The 19,111-nt window shown below is 64.9% G+C and carries 17 protein-coding genes; 14 read left to right on the top strand and 3 right to left on the bottom strand.

All coding sequences use genetic code 11. The annotated features are described in order from the left end of the window. Positions 1-14: 14 nt before the first annotated feature. The 9 genes from infB (at position 15) to AC56DV_RS24500 (ending at position 12,045) form a co-directional block, all read left to right on the top strand. The gene (gene infB / locus AC56DV_RS24540; protein ID WP_496316831.1) at positions 15-2,888 is read left to right on the top strand and encodes a translation initiation factor IF-2; all 2,874 of its coding nucleotides are present in this window, start codon (positions 15-17) and stop codon (positions 2,886-2,888) included. Positions 2,889-2,973: 85 nt separating this feature from the next. Continuing rightward, positions 2,974-3,399: a 30S ribosome-binding factor RbfA gene (gene rbfA, locus AC56DV_RS24535; protein WP_496316830.1), complete on the top strand. Its 426-nt coding sequence runs from the start codon at positions 2,974-2,976 to the stop codon at positions 3,397-3,399. Continuing rightward, the gene (truB, locus tag AC56DV_RS24530) at positions 3,399-4,331 is read left to right on the top strand and encodes a tRNA pseudouridine(55) synthase TruB (RefSeq protein ID WP_496316829.1); all 933 of its coding nucleotides are present in this window, start codon (positions 3,399-3,401) and stop codon (positions 4,329-4,331) included. The genes rbfA and truB overlap by 1 nt, the downstream gene beginning before the upstream one ends. Before the next feature lie 97 nt (positions 4,332-4,428). Further along, complete coding sequence (gene typA / locus AC56DV_RS24525) at positions 4,429-6,261, top strand: translational GTPase TypA (RefSeq protein WP_496316828.1); 1,833 nt, start codon at positions 4,429-4,431, stop codon at positions 6,259-6,261. A gap of 164 nt (positions 6,262-6,425) precedes the next feature. Next, positions 6,426-8,687, top strand: a complete 2,262-nt coding sequence (locus AC56DV_RS24520) for a DUF3141 domain-containing protein (protein ID WP_496316827.1) — start codon at positions 6,426-6,428, stop codon at positions 8,685-8,687. Then, positions 8,684-9,643 (top strand): phosphate acetyltransferase, encoded by a 960-nt coding sequence (locus tag AC56DV_RS24515; RefSeq protein ID WP_496316826.1) that lies wholly within the window; start codon positions 8,684-8,686, stop codon positions 9,641-9,643. The genes AC56DV_RS24520 and AC56DV_RS24515 overlap by 4 nt, the downstream gene beginning before the upstream one ends. 12 nt (positions 9,644-9,655) lie before the next feature. Beyond that, positions 9,656-10,963: an acetate/propionate family kinase gene (locus tag AC56DV_RS24510; protein WP_496317281.1), complete on the top strand. Its 1,308-nt coding sequence runs from the start codon at positions 9,656-9,658 to the stop codon at positions 10,961-10,963. Between the two features lies 1 nt (position 10,964). Next, positions 10,965-11,747, top strand: coding sequence for an enoyl-ACP reductase FabI (gene fabI / locus AC56DV_RS24505; protein WP_496316825.1), 783 nt, complete (start codon positions 10,965-10,967; stop codon positions 11,745-11,747). A 10-nt stretch (positions 11,748-11,757) separates the two neighbouring features. Then, on the top strand, positions 11,758-12,045 hold the full coding sequence (locus tag AC56DV_RS24500; RefSeq protein ID WP_496316824.1) for an RNA-binding protein: 288 nt from the start codon (positions 11,758-11,760) through the stop codon (positions 12,043-12,045). A gap of 40 nt (positions 12,046-12,085) precedes the next feature. On the opposite strand, the gene AC56DV_RS24495 is transcribed toward AC56DV_RS24500, so the two are convergent. After that, positions 12,086-12,856: a PEP-CTERM sorting domain-containing protein gene (locus AC56DV_RS24495; RefSeq protein WP_496316823.1), complete on the bottom strand. Its 771-nt coding sequence runs from the start codon at positions 12,854-12,856 to the stop codon at positions 12,086-12,088. 440 nt (positions 12,857-13,296) lie between these two features. Between AC56DV_RS24495 and dusA the strand changes: the two genes are divergently transcribed. The 5 genes from dusA to AC56DV_RS24470 all read left to right on the top strand — a co-directional run bounded on the left by dusA (position 13,297) and on the right by AC56DV_RS24470 (position 17,757). Next, complete coding sequence (gene dusA / locus AC56DV_RS24490) at positions 13,297-14,328, top strand: tRNA dihydrouridine(20/20a) synthase DusA (protein ID WP_496316822.1); 1,032 nt, start codon at positions 13,297-13,299, stop codon at positions 14,326-14,328. A 347-nt stretch (positions 14,329-14,675) separates the two neighbouring features. After that, a complete protein-coding gene (locus AC56DV_RS24485) occupies positions 14,676-16,415 on the top strand; it encodes a methyl-accepting chemotaxis protein (protein WP_496316821.1) in 1,740 nt (579 codons plus the stop codon). Positions 16,416-16,499: 84 nt separating this feature from the next. Further along, a complete protein-coding gene (locus tag AC56DV_RS24480; RefSeq protein ID WP_496316820.1) occupies positions 16,500-16,832 on the top strand; it encodes an energy transducer TonB in 333 nt (110 codons plus the stop codon). A gap of 52 nt (positions 16,833-16,884) precedes the next feature. After that, a complete protein-coding gene (locus AC56DV_RS24475) occupies positions 16,885-17,226 on the top strand; it encodes an energy transducer TonB (RefSeq protein ID WP_496316819.1) in 342 nt (113 codons plus the stop codon). Between the two features lie 171 nt (positions 17,227-17,397). Then, on the top strand, positions 17,398-17,757 hold the full coding sequence (locus tag AC56DV_RS24470; RefSeq protein ID WP_496316818.1) for a hypothetical protein: 360 nt from the start codon (positions 17,398-17,400) through the stop codon (positions 17,755-17,757). Between the two features lie 246 nt (positions 17,758-18,003). Here AC56DV_RS24470 and AC56DV_RS24465 read toward each other — a convergent pair whose 3' ends face one another. Then, positions 18,004-18,450 carry a hypothetical protein gene (locus AC56DV_RS24465; protein WP_496316817.1) on the bottom strand — a complete coding sequence of 149 codons (447 nt, stop codon included), beginning with the start codon at positions 18,448-18,450 and terminating at the stop codon, positions 18,004-18,006. Positions 18,451-18,661: 211 nt separating this feature from the next. Further along, on the bottom strand, positions 18,662-18,877 hold the full coding sequence (locus AC56DV_RS24460) for a hypothetical protein (RefSeq protein WP_496316816.1): 216 nt from the start codon (positions 18,875-18,877) through the stop codon (positions 18,662-18,664). Positions 18,878-19,111 lie beyond the last annotated feature (234 nt).

The raw sequence follows: 19,111 nt of genomic DNA, 5'->3' as shown, positions 1-19,111 counted from the left end.
GAAAAGAGGACTGAATGGCGAGTAACAACGTAGCCCAATTTGCCACCGAACTGAAGATGCCTGCAGATTTGCTGCTGACGCAGCTGCGTTCTGCTGGCGTCGAAAAAAGTTCGACGTCAGATCCATTGTCGAAAGATGATAAGGATAAGTTGCTGGAACATCTGCGCCGCACCCACGGCGCAGCTGCGGACACAGAAAAGAAAAAGATCACGCTGACCCGCAAGGAAACCACCGAGATCAAGCAGGCTGACGCCACTGGCAAATCCCGCACCATCCAGGTAGCGGTCAAGAAAGTACGCACCTTCGTCCAGCGCGACGAGCCGGCCCCTGTCGCCGCGCCAGCCGCGCCGGTAGTGGACGCCGCCGAAGTGGCGCGCCGCGAGGAAGATGCCCGCAAGCAGGCCGAGCTGATCGCCCGCCAGGAAGCGGAACTGCGCGAAAAGCAGGAACGCCTGGCCAAGCTGGAATCGGAAAAGGCCGAGCAGGCGCAAGCCGCCGCCGCCGCCGAAGCCGAAGCGAAGAAAGCCGCCGAAGCCGAAGCCAAGAAAGCCGCAGCAGCAGCCAAGGCCGCCGCCGACAAGCCAGCCGCCGCAGCCGCAGCGCCTGTCGTGGTCGACGCCGCCGCCGAAGCGAAGAAAGCCGCTGCCGCTGAAGAAGCGAAGAAGGCCGCCGAACTGGCCAACAAGGAAGCCGCCGAGCGCGCTGCCGCCACCGAGCGCGCACGCAAGGCCGTGGCCGACGAAGTGGCCCAGATCAAGGCCATGATGAACGCGCCGCGCCGCGCCATCAAAGCTCCGGAACCAACCCCGGCGCCGGTCGCCGTCAAGGCCAAGACCGCTGAAGGCACGCTGCACAAGCCTGCCGACAAGAAGCCGGCCACTGACAAGCCGGGCGACAAGAAGCCTGCCGTCGGCGACAAGAAGTCCATCAAGTCGGCCAATGTGTCGTCGACCTGGCAGGACGACGCCAAGAAGCGCGGCGCCCCTGGCGGCGGCGCGGGCAAAGGCCGTGGCGGCAACACCGGTTCGACCGGCGGCCGCGACGGCTGGCGCAGCGGTGGCCGTGGCGGCCGCCGTGGCGGTTCGCACGCGGATGACCGCGAGACCAACTTCCAGGCGCCGACCGAAGCCATCGTCAAAGATGTGCACGTGCCGGAAACCATCACCGTGGCCGAACTGGCGCACAAGATGTCCGTCAAGGCGTCCGAGGTCATCAAGCAGCTGATGAAGCTGGGCCAGATGTGCACCATCAACCAGGTGCTGGATCAGGAAACCGCGATGATCCTGGTGGAAGAGATGGGCCACAAAGCCCACCCTGCCGCCGAGGACGATCCGGAAGCGCTGCTGGCCGACCAGGGTGAGCACGCTCACTTCGAGTCCACCTCGCGCGCACCGGTGGTGACCGTCATGGGTCACGTCGACCACGGCAAGACCTCGCTGCTGGATTACATCCGCCGCGCCAAAGTGGCGTCCGGCGAAGCCGGCGGCATTACGCAGCACATCGGCGCATACCACGTCGAAACGCCGCGCGGCATCATCACCTTCCTGGACACCCCGGGCCACGAAGCCTTTACGGCCATGCGTGCCCGCGGCGCCAAGGCTACCGACATCGTCATCCTGGTGGTGGCGGCGGACGACGGCGTGATGCCGCAGACCAAGGAAGCGATCGCCCACGCGAAAGCTGCAGGCGTACCGCTGGTGGTGGCGATCAACAAGATCGACAAACCGGGCGGCAACCTGGAGCGCGTGACGCAGGAGCTGATCTCCGAACAAGTGGTGCCGGAAGAATACGGCGGCGATTCGCCGTTCGTGCCGGTGTCGGCCAAGACCGGCCAGGGCATCGACGACCTGCTGGAGCAAGTGCTGCTGCAAGCCGAAGTGCTGGAACTGAAAGCACCGGTCGACGCGCCGGCGCGCGGCCTGGTGGTGGAAGCCCGTCTGGACAAAGGCAAGGGTCCTGTGGCCACCATCCTGGTCCAGTCCGGTACGCTGAAGCGCGGCGACGTCGTGCTGGCAGGTTCCTCGTATGGCCGCGTGCGCGCCATGCTGGACGAGAACGGCAAGGCAGTGGCTGAAGCCGGCCCATCGATCCCGGTAGAAATCCAGGGTCTGACCGAAGTGCCGGCCGCCGGCGAAGAAGTGATGGTCATGGCGGACGAGCGCAAAGCCCGCGAGATCGGCCTGTTCCGTCAAGGTAAGTTCCGCGACGTGAAGCTGGCCAAGCAGCAGGCGGCCAAGCTGGAGAACATGTTCGAACAGATGGCCGAAGGCGAAGTGAAGAACCTGCCGCTGATCGTCAAGACCGACGTGCAGGGTTCGCAGGAGGCGCTGGTGTCCTCGCTGCAGAAGCTGTCGACCTCCGAAGTGCGGGTGCAGGTTGTGCACGCAGCGGTGGGCGGCATCACGGAATCGGACGTCAACCTGGCGGTGGCCTCGAAAGCGGTCATCATCGGCTTCAACGCCCGCGCCGATGCACAGGCGCGCAAGCTGGCCGAGTCGAACGGCGTGGACATCCGCTACTACAACATCATCTACGACGCGATCGAAGAGGTGAAGGCAGCGCTGTCCGGCATGCTGGCGCCGGAGCGCCGCGAGCAGGTCACCGGCCAGGTCGAAGTACGCCAGGTCATCCTGGTTTCCAAGGTCGGCGCGATTGCGGGCTGCCTGGTTACCGACGGCGTGGTCAAGCGTGTTTCCTCGGTCCGTCTGCTGCGCAACAACATCGTGGTGTGGACCGGCGAGATCGACTCGCTCAAGCGCTTCAAGGACGACGCGAAAGAAGTCCGCGCCGGTCTGGAATGCGGCTTGTCGCTGAAGAACTACAACGACATCCAGGTTGGCGACACCCTGGAAGTGTTCGAAGTGCAGGAAATCGCCCGTACGCTGTAATAGCGGTTCGGCGCACTGGCGGGTCAGTGAAACCGGGGAGCGTCCCCGGTTTTATTGGCCCGCCAATTTTTTTAGGTAACGCATCATGGCAAAACATAGCAAAACCATCCCCGCGCGCGGCTTGCGCGTCGCCGACCAGATCCAGAAGGACCTGTCGGTACTGATCGCCTACGAGCTGAAGGATCCGCGCGTGGGCATGATCACGCTGTCCGAAGTGCAGCTCACGCCGGACTACGCGCACGCCAAGATCTACTTCACGATGCTGAAGGACGATCCGGAAACCGTGAAGAACACGCTGGCCGGCCTGAACGCGGCCTCCGGCTACCTGCGCAACATGCTGGGCAAGCGCCTGCACATCCACACGCTGCCGTCGCTGCACTTCCACCACGACATGTCGGCCTCGCGCGGCATGGAGCTGTCGGCGCTGATCGACCAGGCCAACTCGACCCGCTCGCTGGACGACGAGGGCGACGCCGCCGATGACGGCGACAAGGGTAACGGCGGAGCTTAATGAATCAAGCCAAAGTAAAACGCGTGCGCGACATCGTCGATGGCGTGCTGCTGCTGGACAAGCCGGTCGGCCTGTCCTCCAACGACGCGCTGATCAAGGCCAAGCGCATGCTGAACGCGAAGAAGGCGGGCCACACCGGCACGCTGGACCCGTTCGCCACCGGCCTGCTGCCGCTGTGCTTCGGCGAAGCCACCAAGTTCTCGCAGGACTTGCTGGAGGCCGACAAGACCTACCTGACCACCGTGCACCTGGGCCAGCGCACCGACACCGGCGACACCGAAGGCCAGGTCATCGAGACGCACGAGGTGAACGTCACGCGCGAGCAGATCGAGGCCGTGCTGGAACGCTTCCGCGGCCCCATCGAGCAGGTGCCGCCGATGTATTCGGCCCTGAAGCGCGACGGCAAGCCGCTGTATGAATACGCGCGCGCCGGCGTGACCTTGGAGCGCGAAGCGCGCCCGGTCACCATCCACAAGCTGGAATTCATCAGCTACGAGGCGCCGTTCCTGAAGCTGGAAGTCAAGTGCAGCAAGGGCACCTACATCCGCGTGCTGGGCGAGGACATCGGCGCGGCCCTGGGCTGCGGCGCGCATTTGAACGCGCTGCGCCGCATCCAGGTCGGCGAGCTGGTGATGAAGGACGTGGTGACGCTGGAGGAGGTGGCCGCGCATGCCGCGCCTTTGGCCCTGCTGGCGCCGGTCGATGCGCTGCTGTCGTCCTTCCCGCCGGTGCAGCTGACCGAGGAGCTGGCCAAGCGCTTCCTGAACGGCCAGCGCCTGCCGCTGGGCAAAGAGCCGGCTGTCACGCCGCCCAGGCTGGAGCAGGTGCCCGGCCGCGTGCGCGTCTACCTGGGCGACAAGCTGCTCGGCACCGCCCAGTTGGGCGAGTACGACATCCTGGCCCCGGAACGGCTGATCAGCTTCAATAATTAAGCATCGAGCTTAGTCTTGCGCTGCAACATGCTATAATAGTGGGTTCCAGTGACCGCATTCGCATTCACTCCGCAGTTTTTCTGTAAATATAACGACTATGTCTAATACTAAACGCGCAATTCGCAATATCGCCATCATCGCCCACGTTGACCACGGCAAAACCACCCTCGTGGACCAGCTGCTGAAGCAGTCCGGTACCTTCCGTGAAAACCAGGCGGTCGATACCCGCGTGATGGACTCGAATGACCTCGAAAAAGAGCGCGGCATTACGATTCTGTCGAAAAACTGCGCCGTCGAATACGAAGGCACCCACATCAACATCGTCGACACCCCGGGCCACGCCGACTTCGGCGGCGAAGTGGAGCGCGTGCTGTCGATGGTGGACTCGGTTCTGCTGCTGATCGATGCGCAGGAAGGCCCGATGCCGCAGACCCGCTTCGTGACCCGCAAGGCGCTGGCCCTGGGCCTGAAGCCGATCGTCGTGGTCAACAAGATCGACCGTCCGGGCGCGCGCGCCGACTGGGCCATCAACCAGACCTTCGAACTGTTCGACAAGCTGGGCGCAACCGACGAGCAGCTGGACTTCCCTATCGTGTACGCATCGGGCCTGAACGGCTACGCCGGCATGACCGACGACGTGCGCGGCGGCGACATGAAGCCGCTGTTCGACGCCATCCTGAAATACGTGCCGGTGCGCGACGACAATCCGGACGGCCCGCTGCAGATGCAAATCACCTCGCTGGACTACTCGTCCTACGTCGGCAAGATCGGCATCGGCCGCGTGTCCCGCGGCCGCGTCAAGGCCGGCCAGGACGTCGTGTTCATGAACGGTCCAGGCACCACCCCGCAAAAAGGCCGCATCAACCAGGTGCTGAACTTCAAGGGCCTGGAGCGCGTGCTGGTTGACGAAGCCGTCGCCGGCGACATCATCCTGATCAACGGTATCGAAGAAATCGGCATCGGCTCGACCGTGTGCGCACCGGACACCCCGGAAGCGCTGCCGATGCTGACCGTCGACGAGCCGACCCTGACCATGAACTTCATGGTCAACAACTCGCCGCTGGCCGGCCGCGAAGGCAAGTTCGTCACCTCGCGCCAGCTGCGCGACCGTCTGGACAAGGAACTGAAAGCCAACGTGGCGCTGCGCGTTGCCCCGACCGACGACGACACCACGTTCGAAGTATCGGGCCGCGGCGAACTGCACCTGACCATCCTGATCGAAAACATGCGCCGCGAAGGTTTCGAGCTGGCCGTGTCCCGTCCACGCGTGGTGTTCAAGATGGTCGATGGCGTGCGCCACGAGCCGTTTGAACAGCTGAGCGTCGACGTGGAAGAAGTCAACCAGGGCGGCGTGATGGAAGAACTGGGCCGCCGCCGTGGCGACCTGCAGAACATGGAATCGGACGGCAAAGGCCGTGTGCGCCTGGAATACCGCATCCCTGCGCGCGGCCTGATCGGCTTCCAGGGCGAATTCATGACCCTGACCCGCGGCACCGGCCTGATGAGCCACGTGTTCGACGCCTACGGCCCTGTGGACAACTCCAAGGGTGAACTGGGCGGCCGCCGCAACGGCGTGCTGATCTCGCAGGACGACGGCGCCGCCGTGGCCTACGCCATCTGGAAACTGCAGGATCGCGGCCGCATGTTCGTGGTCCACAACGACCCGGTGTACGAAGGCATGATCATCGGCATCCACTCGCGCGACAACGATCTGGTGGTTAACCCGATCAAGGGCAAGCAGCTGACCAACGTGCGTTCGTCGGGTACCGACGAAGCCGTGCGCCTGGTGCCGCCGATCCAGATGTCGCTGGAATATGCAGTCGAGTTCATCGACGACGACGAACTGGTGGAAATCACCCCGAAATCGATCCGTCTGCGCAAGCGCTTCCTGAAAGAGCACGAGCGTAAAAAAGCTTCCCGCGAAGCGTAATCGCTGAGTTCCAGGAAAAACCGCCGCACCCGCAAGGGGCGGCGGTTTTTTCTTTTGCGGCGCACCATAGCGAGCTGGTTAATTGTTGTTTTTCTATTGCTGATATACTGGATTACAGTCCGGAAGCTCAATTGTGCAGTGCACACAGCAAAAGGGGATTCAGCGTGAACGATAGAACCAATGTATTCCAGCCGGCCTGGCCCGGCACGCCCTTCGACATCGCCCGGCAGGCCGGCGAGTACTGGATCGACGCCTGGCAGCGTTCCGTGCTGTTCATGGACGTGCTGCGCCAGCGCGGCGACGACCATGTGGAAAGCGTTGCGCAGGCCGCGCCCCATGTGCTGAACTTTGAATTCGACGTGGTGCTCGACGGCCGCGACCTGGAACGCCCGGTCAACTACGGCCTGCTGAAGATCCGCCCGCCGGACGGCGTGGAAGTGGACGCCAGCCGGCGGCCCTTCATCGTGTTCGATCCGCGCGCCGGGCACGGCCCCGGCATCGGCGGCATGAAGCACGACAGCGAAATCGGCGTGGTGCTGCGCGCCGGCCATCCCTGCTATTTCGTCGGCTTCCTGCCGCAGCCGGTGCACGGCCAGACCATCGAGGACGTGTGCCGCGCCGAGGCGCGCTTCATCGCCAGGGTGGCCGAGCTGCACCCCGACGCGGACGGCAAGCCGGCGCTGATCGGCAACTGCCAGGCCGGCTGGCAGATCATGATGACGGCCGCGCTGAACCCGGACCTGCCCGGGCCGCTGGTGCTGGCCGGCGCGCCGCTGTCCTACTGGAACGGGGTGCACGGCAAGAACCCCTTGCGCTACCTGGGCGGGGTGCTGGGCGGCACCTGGCTGACCGCGCTGTCCGGCGACCTGGGCAACGGCGTGTTCGACGGCGCCCACCTGGTCAGCAACTTCGAGAGCATGAACCCGGCCAACACCTGGTGGAAGAAGGAGTACAAGGTGTACGCGCAGGTGGACAGCGAGGCGCAGCGCTTCCTCGAGTTCGAGAAATGGTGGGGCAACCCGGTGCTGCTGAACGCGCCCGAGATGCAGTACATCGCCGACAATCTGTTCGTCGGTAACCGCCTCAGTTCCGGCTCCATCCACGACTCCACCGGGCGCCGCATCGACCTGCGCAACGTGAAGTCGCCCATCGTGGTGTTCTGCTCCTGGGGCGACGACATCACGCCGCCGCACCAGGCGCTGGGCTGGGTGCTGGACATGTACCAGGACGACGAGGCGCTGGCCATGAGCGGCCAGACCATCATCTACGCCATGCACGAAACCATCGGCCACCTGGGCATCTTCGTGTCGGCCACGGTGGCCAACAAGGAGCACGAGGAATTCACCTCGGCCATGGACCTGATCGACGTGCTGCCGCCCGGCCTGTACGAAGCGGTGTTCCTGGAGAAGACGCCGGACACGCTGAACGCGGCGCTGGCCACCGGCAATTACGTGATGCGCTTCGAGCGCCGCTTCCTGGACGACCTGCGCGCGCTGGGCGGCAACGACGCCGAGGACGAGCGCCGCTTCGCCGCCGTGGCGCGGGTGTCGGACGTGAACGTGGGCCTGTACCGCACTTTCGTCAGCCCGCTGCTGCGTTCGGCCATGAACGAGCAGGGCGCCGAGGCGCTGCGCCAGCTGCATCCCTACCGGCTGCGCTACCGCGTCTATTCCAGCAAGAACCCGCTGCTGTACGGCATCGACAGGCTGGCGCAGCGGGTGCGCGCCGAGCGCCGCCCGGCGGCGCCGGACAATATCTTCATCGCCATGCAGGAAGCGTTCTCGCGCCAGATCGTGGCGGCGCTGGACCAGTACCGCGACCTGCGCGACAGCGCGGTGGAGCGCTACTTCATGAACCTCTATGGTTCGCCGGTGCTGCAGGCGCTGGTGGGCCTGCGCGCGGACGACCAGCGCGTGCGCCAGCTGGGGCGCGACATCGCGCGCGAAACGGTGGCGGCGTCGGCGCGCGCCAAGCTGGTGGAGCAGGCCGCCATCGGCGGCACGGTGGAAGCCATCGTGCGCGCGCTGCTGTACGTGTTCCGGGCGCCCGAGCTGCGCGCGGCCGACGAGCGCGCCTACGCTACGCTGCGCGAGCTGCGCGCCCATTCGCGCGCCGGCCAGCTGATGACGCTGACGCACTTCAAGGAACTGGTGCAGCAGCAGGCGCAGATCCTGTCGTGGGACGAGGCGGCCGGTTTCGCGGCGCTGCCGGCCTTGCTGCCGCAGGAGCAGGACGAGCGGGCGCGGGCGCTGGACGTGGTGCGCCAGGTGGCCGGCGCGGCCGGTGCCCTGAGCGGCGAAGCGGCCGAGCGCATGGAGCGCGTGGCCACGGCGTTCAGCACCCCGGCCGGGGCGGCGCTGAACTTGGCGGCTGCGGTGGCGGCAACGCCGCCGGCGGCCAGGCTGGCGCACCAGGAGCAGGCATGAGCACTGCGGCGGCCGGCGGCCGCGCGCATGCGCATTACGACAGGCTGATCGCCGCCGCGCAGGCGGTGGAGGCGCCGGTGGTGGCGGTGGCCCACCCCTGCGACCGCAACGCGCTGGAGTCCGCGCTGGGCGCGGCGCGGCTGGGGCTGATGGCGCCCATCCTGGTGGGCCCGGAGGCGCGCATCCGCGCCGCCGCCGCCGAAGCGGACCTGGACATCTCGAGCCTGGCCATCGTGGCCACGGAGCACAGCCACGCCTCGGCGCAGCGCGCCGTGCAGCTGGTGCGCGAGGGCCACGCGGCGGCGCTGATGAAGGGCAGCCTGCATACCGATGAACTGATGGCCGCCGTGGTGCAGACCGAAGGCGGCTTGCGCACCGCGCGCCGCCTGAGCCACTGTTTCATCATGGACGTGCCGGGTTTTCCCGAGCCGCTGATCGTCACCGACGCCGCCGTCAACATCGCGCCCACGCTGGCGGACAAGGTGGACATCGCGCAGAACGCCATCGACCTGGCGCACATCCTGGGGTTCGAGGAAGTGCGCGTGGCCATCCTGTCGGCGGTGGAAACGGTCAACCCCAAAATCCCGTCCACCATCGAAGCGGCGGCGCTGTGCAAAATGGCGGACCGGGGCCAGATTACCGGTGCGCTGCTGGACGGCCCGCTGGCGCTGGACAATGCGGTCAGCCTGGAAGCGGCGCAGGTCAAGCAGCTGCTGTCGCCGGTGGCGGGGCGCGCCAACGTGCTGCTGGTGCCGGACCTGGAGACCGGCAACGTGCTGGCCAAGAGCCTGACCTTCATGGCCGGCGCGGACGCGGCCGGCATCGTGCTGGGCGCGCGCGTGCCGATCATACTGACCAGCCGCGCGGACTCGGTGCAGGCGCGGCTGGCGTCGTGCGCGGTGGCGGCGCTGATCGCGCACAGCAAGCTGGCCGGCGCCAAGCTGCTGGGGAGCTAGCCGATGGCGGCCATGCGCGCGGACGATGCGGTCATCGTCATCAACGCCGGCTCGTCCAGCATCAAGTTCTCGATGTATGCGGGCGGGGACTTGCAACTGCGGGCCAGGGGCAAGATAGAAAACCTGTATGCGGGCCAGACCCGTTTCGCCGCCTTCGACGGGGCCGGACAGCCGTCGGCCGAGCATGTGTGGCCGGGCGCGCCGCTGGCGCACGACGAAGCCATGCGCTACCTGGTGGCGTACGCGCAGGGCCATCTGCAAGGGCTCCGCGTGGCGGCGATAGGCCACCGGATTGTCCACGGCGGCAGCGACTTCAGCGGGCCGGTGAAGCTGGACGCCGAGGCGCTGGCGCGGCTGGACAAGCTGGTGCCGCTGGCGCCGCTGCACCAGCCGCACAACCTGGCGCCGGTGCGCAGCATTTTCGCGCTGGCGCCGCAAGTGCTGCAGGTGGGCTGCTTCGACACCGCCTTCCACAGCGCGCAGCCGCCGCTGGCGCAAGCGTTCGCGCTGCCGCCCGAGATCACCGCGCGCGGCGTGCGGCGCTACGGTTTCCACGGGCTTTCCTACGAATACATCGCCGGCGTGCTGCCTGCGCTGGATCAGGCGCAGGCGGTGCTGGCGGCGCCGGCCGAACCGCAGGCCGGCCCGGTGCCCGTGTTGCTGGGCGGCGTGCCGCCCGCCGCCGCGCGGTTCGCCGCGCCGCTGGCCGCCGGGCGCGTGGTGGCGGCGCACCTGGGCAACGGCGCCAGCATGTGCGCCATGCACGGCGGACGCAGCGTGGCCAGCACCATGGGCTTCACCGCCATCGACGGCCTGCCGATGGGCACGCGCTGCGGCAGCGTCGATCCCGGCGTGGTGCTGTACCTGATGGATGAACTGAAGATGGCGCCGGACGATATCCAGCGCCTGCTGTACCAGCAATCCGGACTGCTGGGCGTGTCCGGCATTTCGTCTGACATGCGCACGCTGGAGCAGAGCGGCGACCCGCGCGCCAGGCTGGCCATCGACCTGATGGTGTACCGCATCGGCCGCGAACTCGGTTCGCTGGCGGCCGCGCTGGGCGGGCTCGACGGCATCGTGTTCTCGGGCGGCATCGGCGAGAACAGCGCGTCGCTGCGCAGCGCCGTCTGCCGCGACGCGGCCTGGCTCGGCGTGCAGATGGACGAGGCCGCCAACCTGATCGGCAGCCTGGCCGGGCACGAAGCCAGCGCGGGCGCCTTCCGCATCAGCGCGGCGGGCAGTGCGGTGCCGGTCTGGGTGGTCCCCGCCAACGAAGAACTGATGATCGCGCGCCACGCGCAATCCCTGCTGGAGGCTTAGCATGAGCGTCGACACTGTTTATCCGATTTTGGCCGGGCGCCGCGCGCTGGTGGTTGGCGTGGCCAACGAGCACTCCATCGCCTACGGCTGCGCCAAGGTGTTCCGCGAACTGGGCGCGGACCTGGCGCTGACCTATCTGAACAACAAGGCCAAGCCCTACGTCGACCCGATCGCCGAAGAACTGGACGCGGCCCTGCTGCTGCCGCTGGACGTGTCCCAGCCCGGCCAGCTGGAGGCCGTGTTTGCCGCCATCTCCGAGCGCTGGGGCAGCCTGGACATCCTGGTGCACTCCATCGCCTACGCGCCCAAGGCCGATCTGCAAGGCGGCCTGCTGGACTGCTCGCTGGACGGCTTCCTGCAGGCCATGAACGTGTCCTGCCACTCCTTCGTGCGCATGGCCAAACTGGCCGCGCCGCTGATGAGCGAGGGCGGCGCCATGTTCGCCATGAGCTATCACGGCGCCGACAAGGTGGTCCCCAACTACAACGTCATGGGCCCGGTGAAAGCCGCGCTGGAAGCGTCCTGCCGCTACCTGGCGCACGAGCTGGGGCCGCAGGGCATCCGCGTGCACGCCGTCTCGCCCGGTCCGCTGCAAACCCGCGCGGCATCCGGCCTGAAGGACTTCGACCTGCTGCTGAGCGACGCGGTGGCGCGCGCGCCGATCGGCGAACTGGTGGACATCTTCGACGTCGGCAACACCTGCGCCTACCTGGCCTCGCCGTACGCCAAACGGCTCACCGGCAGCACCGTCTACGTGGACGGCGGCCTGAACATCATCGCTTGAGGAGGACAGCATGCAGATCATCCTGACCGGCTTGCACGGCGACGCCAGCGAGCACAGCGTGGGGCAGGGCCTGGGCCAATTTTTCGACGTGCGCAACGTGCGCCTGGTGCGCGAGGGCGAGCCGGACAGCCCCTGGGCGGTGGTGGACGTGGGCGACCACTACGGCAGAGTCTGGGACGTGTGCAACCGCCTGCGCGGCATCTTCCACCGCGGCCGCCGCCTGGGCTTCTACATCCCGCTGCACCAGGACCTCGGCCCGGAAGACCTGCTGCCGCACGAACAGCTGCATCTCGATTGAAGCGGGGCACGGCCGGCGCCAGCCGCGCCCCGCTCACGGTTTAAGCCTCGGCTTGGGCTTTATCGCTGCGCTGCCTGCGGCGCGCGATGACGCCCAGCAGGCCCATGCCGCCCAGCAGCATGCCGTAGGTGGACGGCTCGGGCACGGCCGTGATGCTGACGTTGTCGATGGCCACGTCGAAGTTGGTGAAGCCGTAGGCGTAGCCGGGCTTCAGCGTGGTGAAGACGATCTCGTCCACGCTGGACAGCACGCTGGCGAAGCTGCGCCCGCCCGGCAGCATGGGCGCGCCGCTGCCGTCTTCGGCGCCGTAGCCGCCCCAGCCGGCAGGCAGCAGCGAGGACGAGGTGTCGGCGATGGTCACCGAGAAGTGCCGCCAGTCGCTATTGCCCGCGTCCAGCGTGCCCAGGTCGAACCACACGCTGGTGTAGGGCAGGTCGGCCGGCTTGTTGTCGTAGTCGCGCAGCTCCACCACCAGGCTGCGCGTCACTTCCTGCCCGAAGTACTGGATCGACATGGCCGACACGTCCAGCCCCAGCGTGACGCTGCGCGACTTGGTGTAGTCGCCCAGGAAGGCCCCGTTGCTGTTGTTGCGCCAGTCGATGCCGAAGTTCTCCATGGTGGTGCGATAGGCGGGCGCGCCGTGGCCCAGGCCGGTGTCGATGCCGGAGCCGCCGTTGCCGTCGGCCGGCTGCATGCCGAACCAGCCTTCCTCGCCTTTGGAAAAATCCACCGTGGCGCTGGCCGGCGCGGCGCTGGCAGCGCCGGTAGCCAGGGCCAGCAATACTGCGAGCAGTGCTTTCTTCTGTGTCATAACCATTCCTTTGTTAGTTGATGGGATAAGACTGACAGTTACACCCGCCGGGGTTGCCGAAGCATCAAACTTAAGAAATGCTTAAGCGGGTGTGAGCCGACTTTAGGGAGAGCCGATAAGCGTGTCAAAGCCTGCACAGGTAACAATTGTAAGAAATTTGTAACCAAGTTTCTGCATGATCAGGGCATCTTCCTATGAGAAACTTGTAACAGATGGTGGCCATGGGAGGTTGGAATGTAAAATCCCCTATGAGAGGCCGGCGCCGGGCAGGGCGCAGTTTGGCCGGCCGGCAAACGGCGGCCCGGTGACTTGCATGCACCAAACTTTTTTGTAACCGCGCAGGGGCGATGTTCTATTTAAGCGACAAAGCCCTGGCGGGCGCAGCCCTTGCTTCCGCTGTATAATGACGGCCCCCTTCCGATTCCCCGACTGTTGCCGACATGACCACCATCACCGCTCCGACCGCCGACACCACCGCTGCCCGCAAGCTGCCGAGCCGCCGCCTGTCCGTCGCGCCGATGATGGACTGGACCGACCGCCACTGCCGCGTGTTCCACCGCGAAATCACCAGGCACACCTGGCTGTACACGGAGATGGTGACCACCGGCGCCCTGGTGTATGGCGACGTGGAGCGCCACCTGCGCTTCAACGAGGAAGAGCACCCGGTGGCGCTGCAGCTGGGCGGCAGCGACCCGGCCGACCTGGCCACCAGCGCCAGGCTGGGCGAGAAGTGGGGCTACGACGAGATCAACCTCAATTGCGGCTGCCCGTCCGAGCGGGTGCAGAAGGGCGCGTTCGGCGCCTGCCTGATGGCCGAGCCGCAGCTGGTGGCCGACTGCGTGAAAGCCATGCGCGACGCGGTGTCCATCGACGTGACGGTCAAGCACCGCATCGGCATCGACGACAGCGAAAGCTACGGGTTCGTGCGCGACTTCGTCGGCACCGTGGCCGAGGCCGGCTGCAGCACCTTCATCGTGCACGCCCGCAACGCCATCCTGAAGGGCTTGTCGCCCAAGGAAAACCGCGAGATTCCGCCGCTCAAGTACGAGTACGCCTACCGCCTGAAGCGAGAGTTTCCGCAGTTCGAGATCCTGATCAACGGCGGCATCAAGACCGAGGCCGAGATCGACCAGCACCTGCTGCACGTGGATGGCGTGATGCTGGGCCGCGAGGCTTACCATAACCCCTTCCTGATGGCGTCCTTCGACCAGCGCTACTACGGCGACGCGGCTGCGCCCAGGACCCGCGAGCAGGTGCTGGCGGCCATGGTGCCCTACATCCAGGCCCAGCTGGCGAAAGAGGGCGGGCGCGGCCTCAAGCTGAACAGCATCACGCGCCACATGCTGGGCTTGATGCAAGGCTTGCCGGGCGCGCGCCTGTTCCGCCAGACCCTGTCCGACTCCAAAAAACTCGCCCTCGGCGACGCCAACCTGCTGCTGGAAGCCGCTTCCCGCCTGTCACTGCCGGTCTGATCCCGGCCTTTTGTCCAAAGCAAAATCTGCATTTCGCCTCTTTCTCCGCAGAAAGTTAGGTTGCGTAAAATGCAGGCAGTTTCTGCTTGCTTTGAGGCAAAATTTGCACCTATAATTTCATAATATACACACATAGTCACCGCGGTCATCCGGCCGGTCCAGTGGCGTCTTGCGCTGAAAAACCACACATTGTAACGATCCGTAGAGCAATTTTTGCATTCGCAGTCATTGTTTGTTACTGTCATTACTTGCGCAGCGGCAAGGAATTTAATGGGTGTTTTCTCGTGTGCGAGCGGGTGCGTACCTGGGTACCTCTTATCAATAGTGTCACTTACAAAGAAGCCGAAATGAATTTAGCAAAAATGAAAGTGGGGACGCGCCTGGGCCTCGGGTTTGCGTTGGTACTGCTCTTCCTGATCGCCGTGACCGGCGTCGGCATCGTACGCATGGCCCAGATCCAGGACCGCCTGGACCACGTCGTGAGCTTTAACAATGTGGTGACGCGCCTGGTGATCGACATGCGCAACAACGTCAACGAGCGCGTGAGCTCGCTGCGCACCCTGACCCTGATGAGCGACCCGGCCGACATGGAACCGGAAATGAAGCGCATCAAGGAACTGTCCGACAAGTACGCCGCCGCGCAGAAGAAGCTGGAAGCCCAGTTCGCGCTGGAAGCGACTGCGGAAGAGAAGGCGCTGATGGCCGCCATCAAGGAACACGAAGCCGCCACCATGCCGGCCATCGCCAAGGCTTCCGAGCTGTGGCTGTCGAACCAGGCTGAAGCCGCCACCAAGGTGATGATCAAGGAAATCCGTCCGCCGCAGAAGAAGTGGATGGAAGCGCTGGACCAGCTGGGCGCGCTGGAAGACAAGCTGAACGCGCAAGTGCAGGTGGACGCCTCCGAAGGTTTCAAGAGCGCGCGCAACTTCATGATCTTCATGGGCCTGCTGGCCGTGGTGATCAGCGTGGGCGCGGCCGTCGTCATCACCCGCGGCCTGCTCAAGCAACTGGGCGGCGAGCCTGACTACACGGCCTCCATCGCCGGCAGCATCGCCAACGGCGACCTGTCGATCTCGATCAACACCAGCTCCACCGACAAGGACAGCCTGCTGGTGGAAATGAAAGAAATGCGCAACAGCCTGGTCGGCATCGTGGGCCAGGTCCGCACCGGCACCGAAACCATCGGCACCGCCTCGCGTGAAATCGCCGCCGGCAATATCGACCTGTCGTCGCGCACCGAAATGCAGGCCTCGTCGCTGGAAAAAACCGCGTCGGCCATGGAAGAGCTGACCTCGACCGTCAAGCAGAACGCCGACAACGCCCGCCAGGCCAACCAGCTGGCAGCCAACGCGTCCGACGTGGCGCGCAAGGGCGGCGAAGTGGTGTCGCAGGTGGTCGACACGATGAGCTCGATCAACGAATCGGCCAACAAGATTGTCGATATCATCGGCGTGATCGATGGCATCGCCTTCCAGACCAACATCCTGGCGCTGAACGCCGCGGTTGAAGCAGCCCGTGCCGGCGAGCAGGGCCGCGGCTTCGCCGTGGTGGCTTCCGAGGTGCGCAACCTGGCCCAGCGTTCGGCCGGCGCGGCGAAAGAGATCAAGACCCTGATCGGCGACTCCGTGGAGAAAGTCGAGCGCGGTTCGAAGCTGGTCGGCCAGGCCGGCGTGACGATGGACGAAGTGGTGGATTCGGTGCGCCGCGTGACCGACATCATGGGCGAAATCGCTTCCGCCAGCCAGGAGCAGAGCGCCGGCATCGAGCAGGTCAACCAGTCCATCATCGAGATGGACAGCATGACCCAGCAGAACGCCGCCCTGGTGGAGCAAGCCGCCGCCGCCGCGCAGAGCCTGCAAGACCAGGCTGGCGAACTGGCCCGCGTGGTGTCGATCTTCAAGCTGTCCGAGCATGAAGAGCGCGAGCCGCGCATGGCCGCGCCGGCGCCGGTACGGGCAGCCGCCCCTGTGGTGGTGGCCAAGCCTGCCGCCCGCGCGCCGCTGAAGAAGGCCGTTGCAGCACCCGCCGCCAAGCCGAAGAAGATCGCCGCCGCCGCCACCGCCGGCGACGAGTGGGAAGAATTCTAAGCAAGGCAGCCGGCATTACCCGATGGCCGCGTCTGGAGCGGCCGTCGAACAGTTTTTTAAACTTTTTGGACTTACGAAAATATCATGACCAAGCATTCGATCAGTTTCATCGCCGCCGCTCTGCTGAGCTGCTCCGCCTTCGCCGCTGAAGTGCCAGCCGTGTTCGACGCCAAGAACTGCCGCGCCGAATATCCGAAAGCCTCGCTGCTGAACGAAGAGCAGGGTGCGGTATCGATGGCCTTCCTGGTATCGCCAGGCGGCGAAGTGCTGGACTCGAAAGTTGAAAAGTCGAGCGGCTACAAGAACCTGGACAAGGCGGCTGTCAAAGCGATCAGCGCTTGCAAATTCAAGCCGGGCACCAAGGATGGCGCCGTGGCACAAACCTGGACCAAAGTCGATTACGTCTGGAAGCTGTAATTCCAGCCGCGCCTTGATCCAGTAAATTTAAAAAAGCACTTGGGGAAATCAGATGTCTACTAAACAGCGTTGGTTGGGTGTTATCGCGGCAGTGCTCGTATCGGGCAGCGCCTTTGCAGCTGAAGTTCCGGCTAGCTTCGACGGCAAGAATTGCAAGGCCGACTATCCGAAGGCGTCGCTGATGAACGAGGAGCAGGGCACCGTGTCGATGTCGTTCCAGGTGTCGGCCGGCGGCGACGTGCTGGATTCCAAGATCGACAAGTCGAGCGGCTTCAAGAACCTGGACAAGGCGGCCATCAAGGCGCTGAGCGCGTGCAAGTTCAAGCCGGGGACCAAGGACGGCAAGCCGGACACCACCTGGACCAAGGTGGACTACGCCTGGAAACTGGATTAAGTGAACTAATCGGATTCGTGTTACTGCGCCGGCTTGCCTGAGCCGGCGCGTATTTGGACCGGCGCTTGCGCCGGTTTTTTTTCGCTTGTGCAAAGCGTTGTAACAGCCTGTAAAAGTGCGGCAGGAAAAGCGGAATGTTCTTATAGTGGAAGCCTGGAACAGGAGTCTCCCATGAAAACCGTTATTGCCCTGGCCGCCGTCGCGGCCCTGACCGGCTGCGCCACGCAGCCTTCCACCGTTTACTATCCCAGGCCGGCCAACCCGTACGAGTGGCATACGGTGTCGGTGACGCCGGTGCAGCGCGGCACGGCGGCGGGCGCCTCGCGCACGGAGTACACCACCGAACCGGTGACCCGGCAGCCGCGCGTGGTGTACACCACCGAGCCGCTGTATGCGCCGGCCCCGGTATACGTGGCGCCGCCGGTATACGCACCGGCGCCGGCGTATTACTACCCGCCGGTGACGATAGGACTGGACTTTGTATTCGGCAACTGGGGCCACCGCCATCGCGGCTATGGCCGCCGCCGCTAAGGGAAGCGCAGGCTTAGTGGACGAAGAAGAAGGACGCTTCGTGCAGTACGTCGGCGGACAGCAGCAGCCAGGTGGATACACTGGCCAGCCCCATCAGCAGGGCACCGATGGTAAGAGGGCAGATGCGTGACATGGCGGGCTCCGTTGGTTGGTGTTTGCTATGTCACCATCTTATGCATTAATAATGCATATCGGCATCAGCGGAGTGTCCTCGCCTTTGTAGGACAATGGCTCGTCCTGTTTTCCTTACTTCTTCCACTGCACCACGGCGCCCTCGGGCGCGGTGTCGAGCGCGTTCGACAGCGCCAGCCACTGCTGCAGCCGCTCCGGCTGCTTGATGCTGATGCCCAGGCCGTCGATAATGCCCACTTGTTCCAGCATGCGCGCGTCGATCTTGGCCTTGGACACGGTCGGCGCCCGCATCACCATGCGGTCGTAAGCCTTGCGCGCCTTGTTTTCCCACTTGTGCAGGCTGCTTTCGTCGAAGCGGTTGGCTTCGAAGTACACTGTCAGCGAGCCGTCCGGGTTGCCGAAACCGACGATGCCGGCACCCTTGCGGATGGTGGAGGTATTGGCCAGGTCGAACTCGTCGGTGGGCACAAATACGCCAGCGCGGCCGTCGACGTCGGGATGGCCGACAGGGGTGTCCTTGCTGTAGGTCGAGACAGCGGACAGGGTTTTTTCTTCGGACATGGTGAGCCAGGAAAGTGTTACAGGGTAGGCTAGTATTGTAGCGTCAATCTAATGCCTTAGGGAAAGTCATCCGATGAGCACGAGCAAAAAAAATACCGCCAACTGGTGGCGGCATTCAAGGCCGGCGGATCCTCGCGGAGTACGGCGGCGGAATTCCCATAAGGGAACGTTATTCGGTGCTTAGTATTGTTTGTAAGTGCTTACCGTTGCTTCAAGTCTGGTAAAAAGGAAAGCTAAGTTTCTTTTTACTATGGGGTGAGCATAGCACCGGCACGATGCCGGCCGCAGCAAAAATCAACGCGTGCTGCCATTTTTTTGAGCGCCCGTTGTATTTCCGCAGCAGCCGGGCGGCGGCATTGATTGCATGCTGATTGTCAACTATGCCCTCAACTAAGTGTATGATGCGGGTTGCATGTTTTTCTTGCAATGCCAACCACCAGAATGATGACCAACGCTTCCTCCCCTCCCGCCCTGCCGCGCCGCCCCGCCTTCCTGGACGGCGGCGGAGAATGCGGCGAACGCCTGCGCAGTTTCGACTGGACGGCGTCGCGCATGGGGCCGCCCGAGCTGTGGCCGGCGTGCCTGCAAACGGTGCTGCGCACCGTGCTCGGCTCGCGCTTTCCCATGGCGATCCACTGGGGCAGTGAGCTGTTGACGTTTT

The sequence above is a fragment of the Massilia sp. BGA-UO-ETr-WB1 genome (genome assembly GCF_059567845.1).
Note: the sequence above shows the minus strand (reverse complement) of the source record. Positions and strands in the feature narration are given on the sequence as shown.

What these genes read in the sequence shown, in the direction of transcription:
- AC56DV_RS24475 (WP_496316819.1), top strand. Translation starts at nt 16,885, where the DNA reads ATGTCTACTAAACAGCGTTGGTTGGGTGTTATCGCGGCAGTGCTCGTA.
- AC56DV_RS24470 (WP_496316818.1), top strand. Translation starts at nt 17,398, where the DNA reads ATGAAAACCGTTATTGCCCTGGCCGCCGTCGCGGCCCTGACCGGCTGC.
- rbfA (WP_496316830.1), top strand. Translation starts at nt 2,974, where the DNA reads ATGGCAAAACATAGCAAAACCATCCCCGCGCGCGGCTTGCGCGTCGCC.
- AC56DV_RS24495 (WP_496316823.1), bottom strand. Translation starts at nt 12,856, where the DNA reads ATGACACAGAAGAAAGCACTGCTCGCAGTATTGCTGGCCCTGGCTACC.
- truB (WP_496316829.1), top strand. Translation starts at nt 3,399, where the DNA reads ATGAATCAAGCCAAAGTAAAACGCGTGCGCGACATCGTCGATGGCGTG.
- AC56DV_RS24515 (WP_496316826.1), top strand. Translation starts at nt 8,684, where the DNA reads ATGAGCACTGCGGCGGCCGGCGGCCGCGCGCATGCGCATTACGACAGG.
- AC56DV_RS24480 (WP_496316820.1), top strand. Translation starts at nt 16,500, where the DNA reads ATGACCAAGCATTCGATCAGTTTCATCGCCGCCGCTCTGCTGAGCTGC.
- AC56DV_RS24465 (WP_496316817.1), bottom strand. Translation starts at nt 18,450, where the DNA reads ATGTCCGAAGAAAAAACCCTGTCCGCTGTCTCGACCTACAGCAAGGAC.
- typA (WP_496316828.1), top strand. Translation starts at nt 4,429, where the DNA reads ATGTCTAATACTAAACGCGCAATTCGCAATATCGCCATCATCGCCCAC.
- AC56DV_RS24500 (WP_496316824.1), top strand. Translation starts at nt 11,758, where the DNA reads ATGCAGATCATCCTGACCGGCTTGCACGGCGACGCCAGCGAGCACAGC.
- fabI (WP_496316825.1), top strand. Translation starts at nt 10,965, where the DNA reads ATGAGCGTCGACACTGTTTATCCGATTTTGGCCGGGCGCCGCGCGCTG.
- AC56DV_RS24510 (WP_496317281.1), top strand. Translation starts at nt 9,656, where the DNA reads ATGCGCGCGGACGATGCGGTCATCGTCATCAACGCCGGCTCGTCCAGC.
- dusA (WP_496316822.1), top strand. Translation starts at nt 13,297, where the DNA reads ATGACCACCATCACCGCTCCGACCGCCGACACCACCGCTGCCCGCAAG.
- AC56DV_RS24485 (WP_496316821.1), top strand. Translation starts at nt 14,676, where the DNA reads ATGAATTTAGCAAAAATGAAAGTGGGGACGCGCCTGGGCCTCGGGTTT.
- infB (WP_496316831.1), top strand. Translation starts at nt 15, where the DNA reads ATGGCGAGTAACAACGTAGCCCAATTTGCCACCGAACTGAAGATGCCT.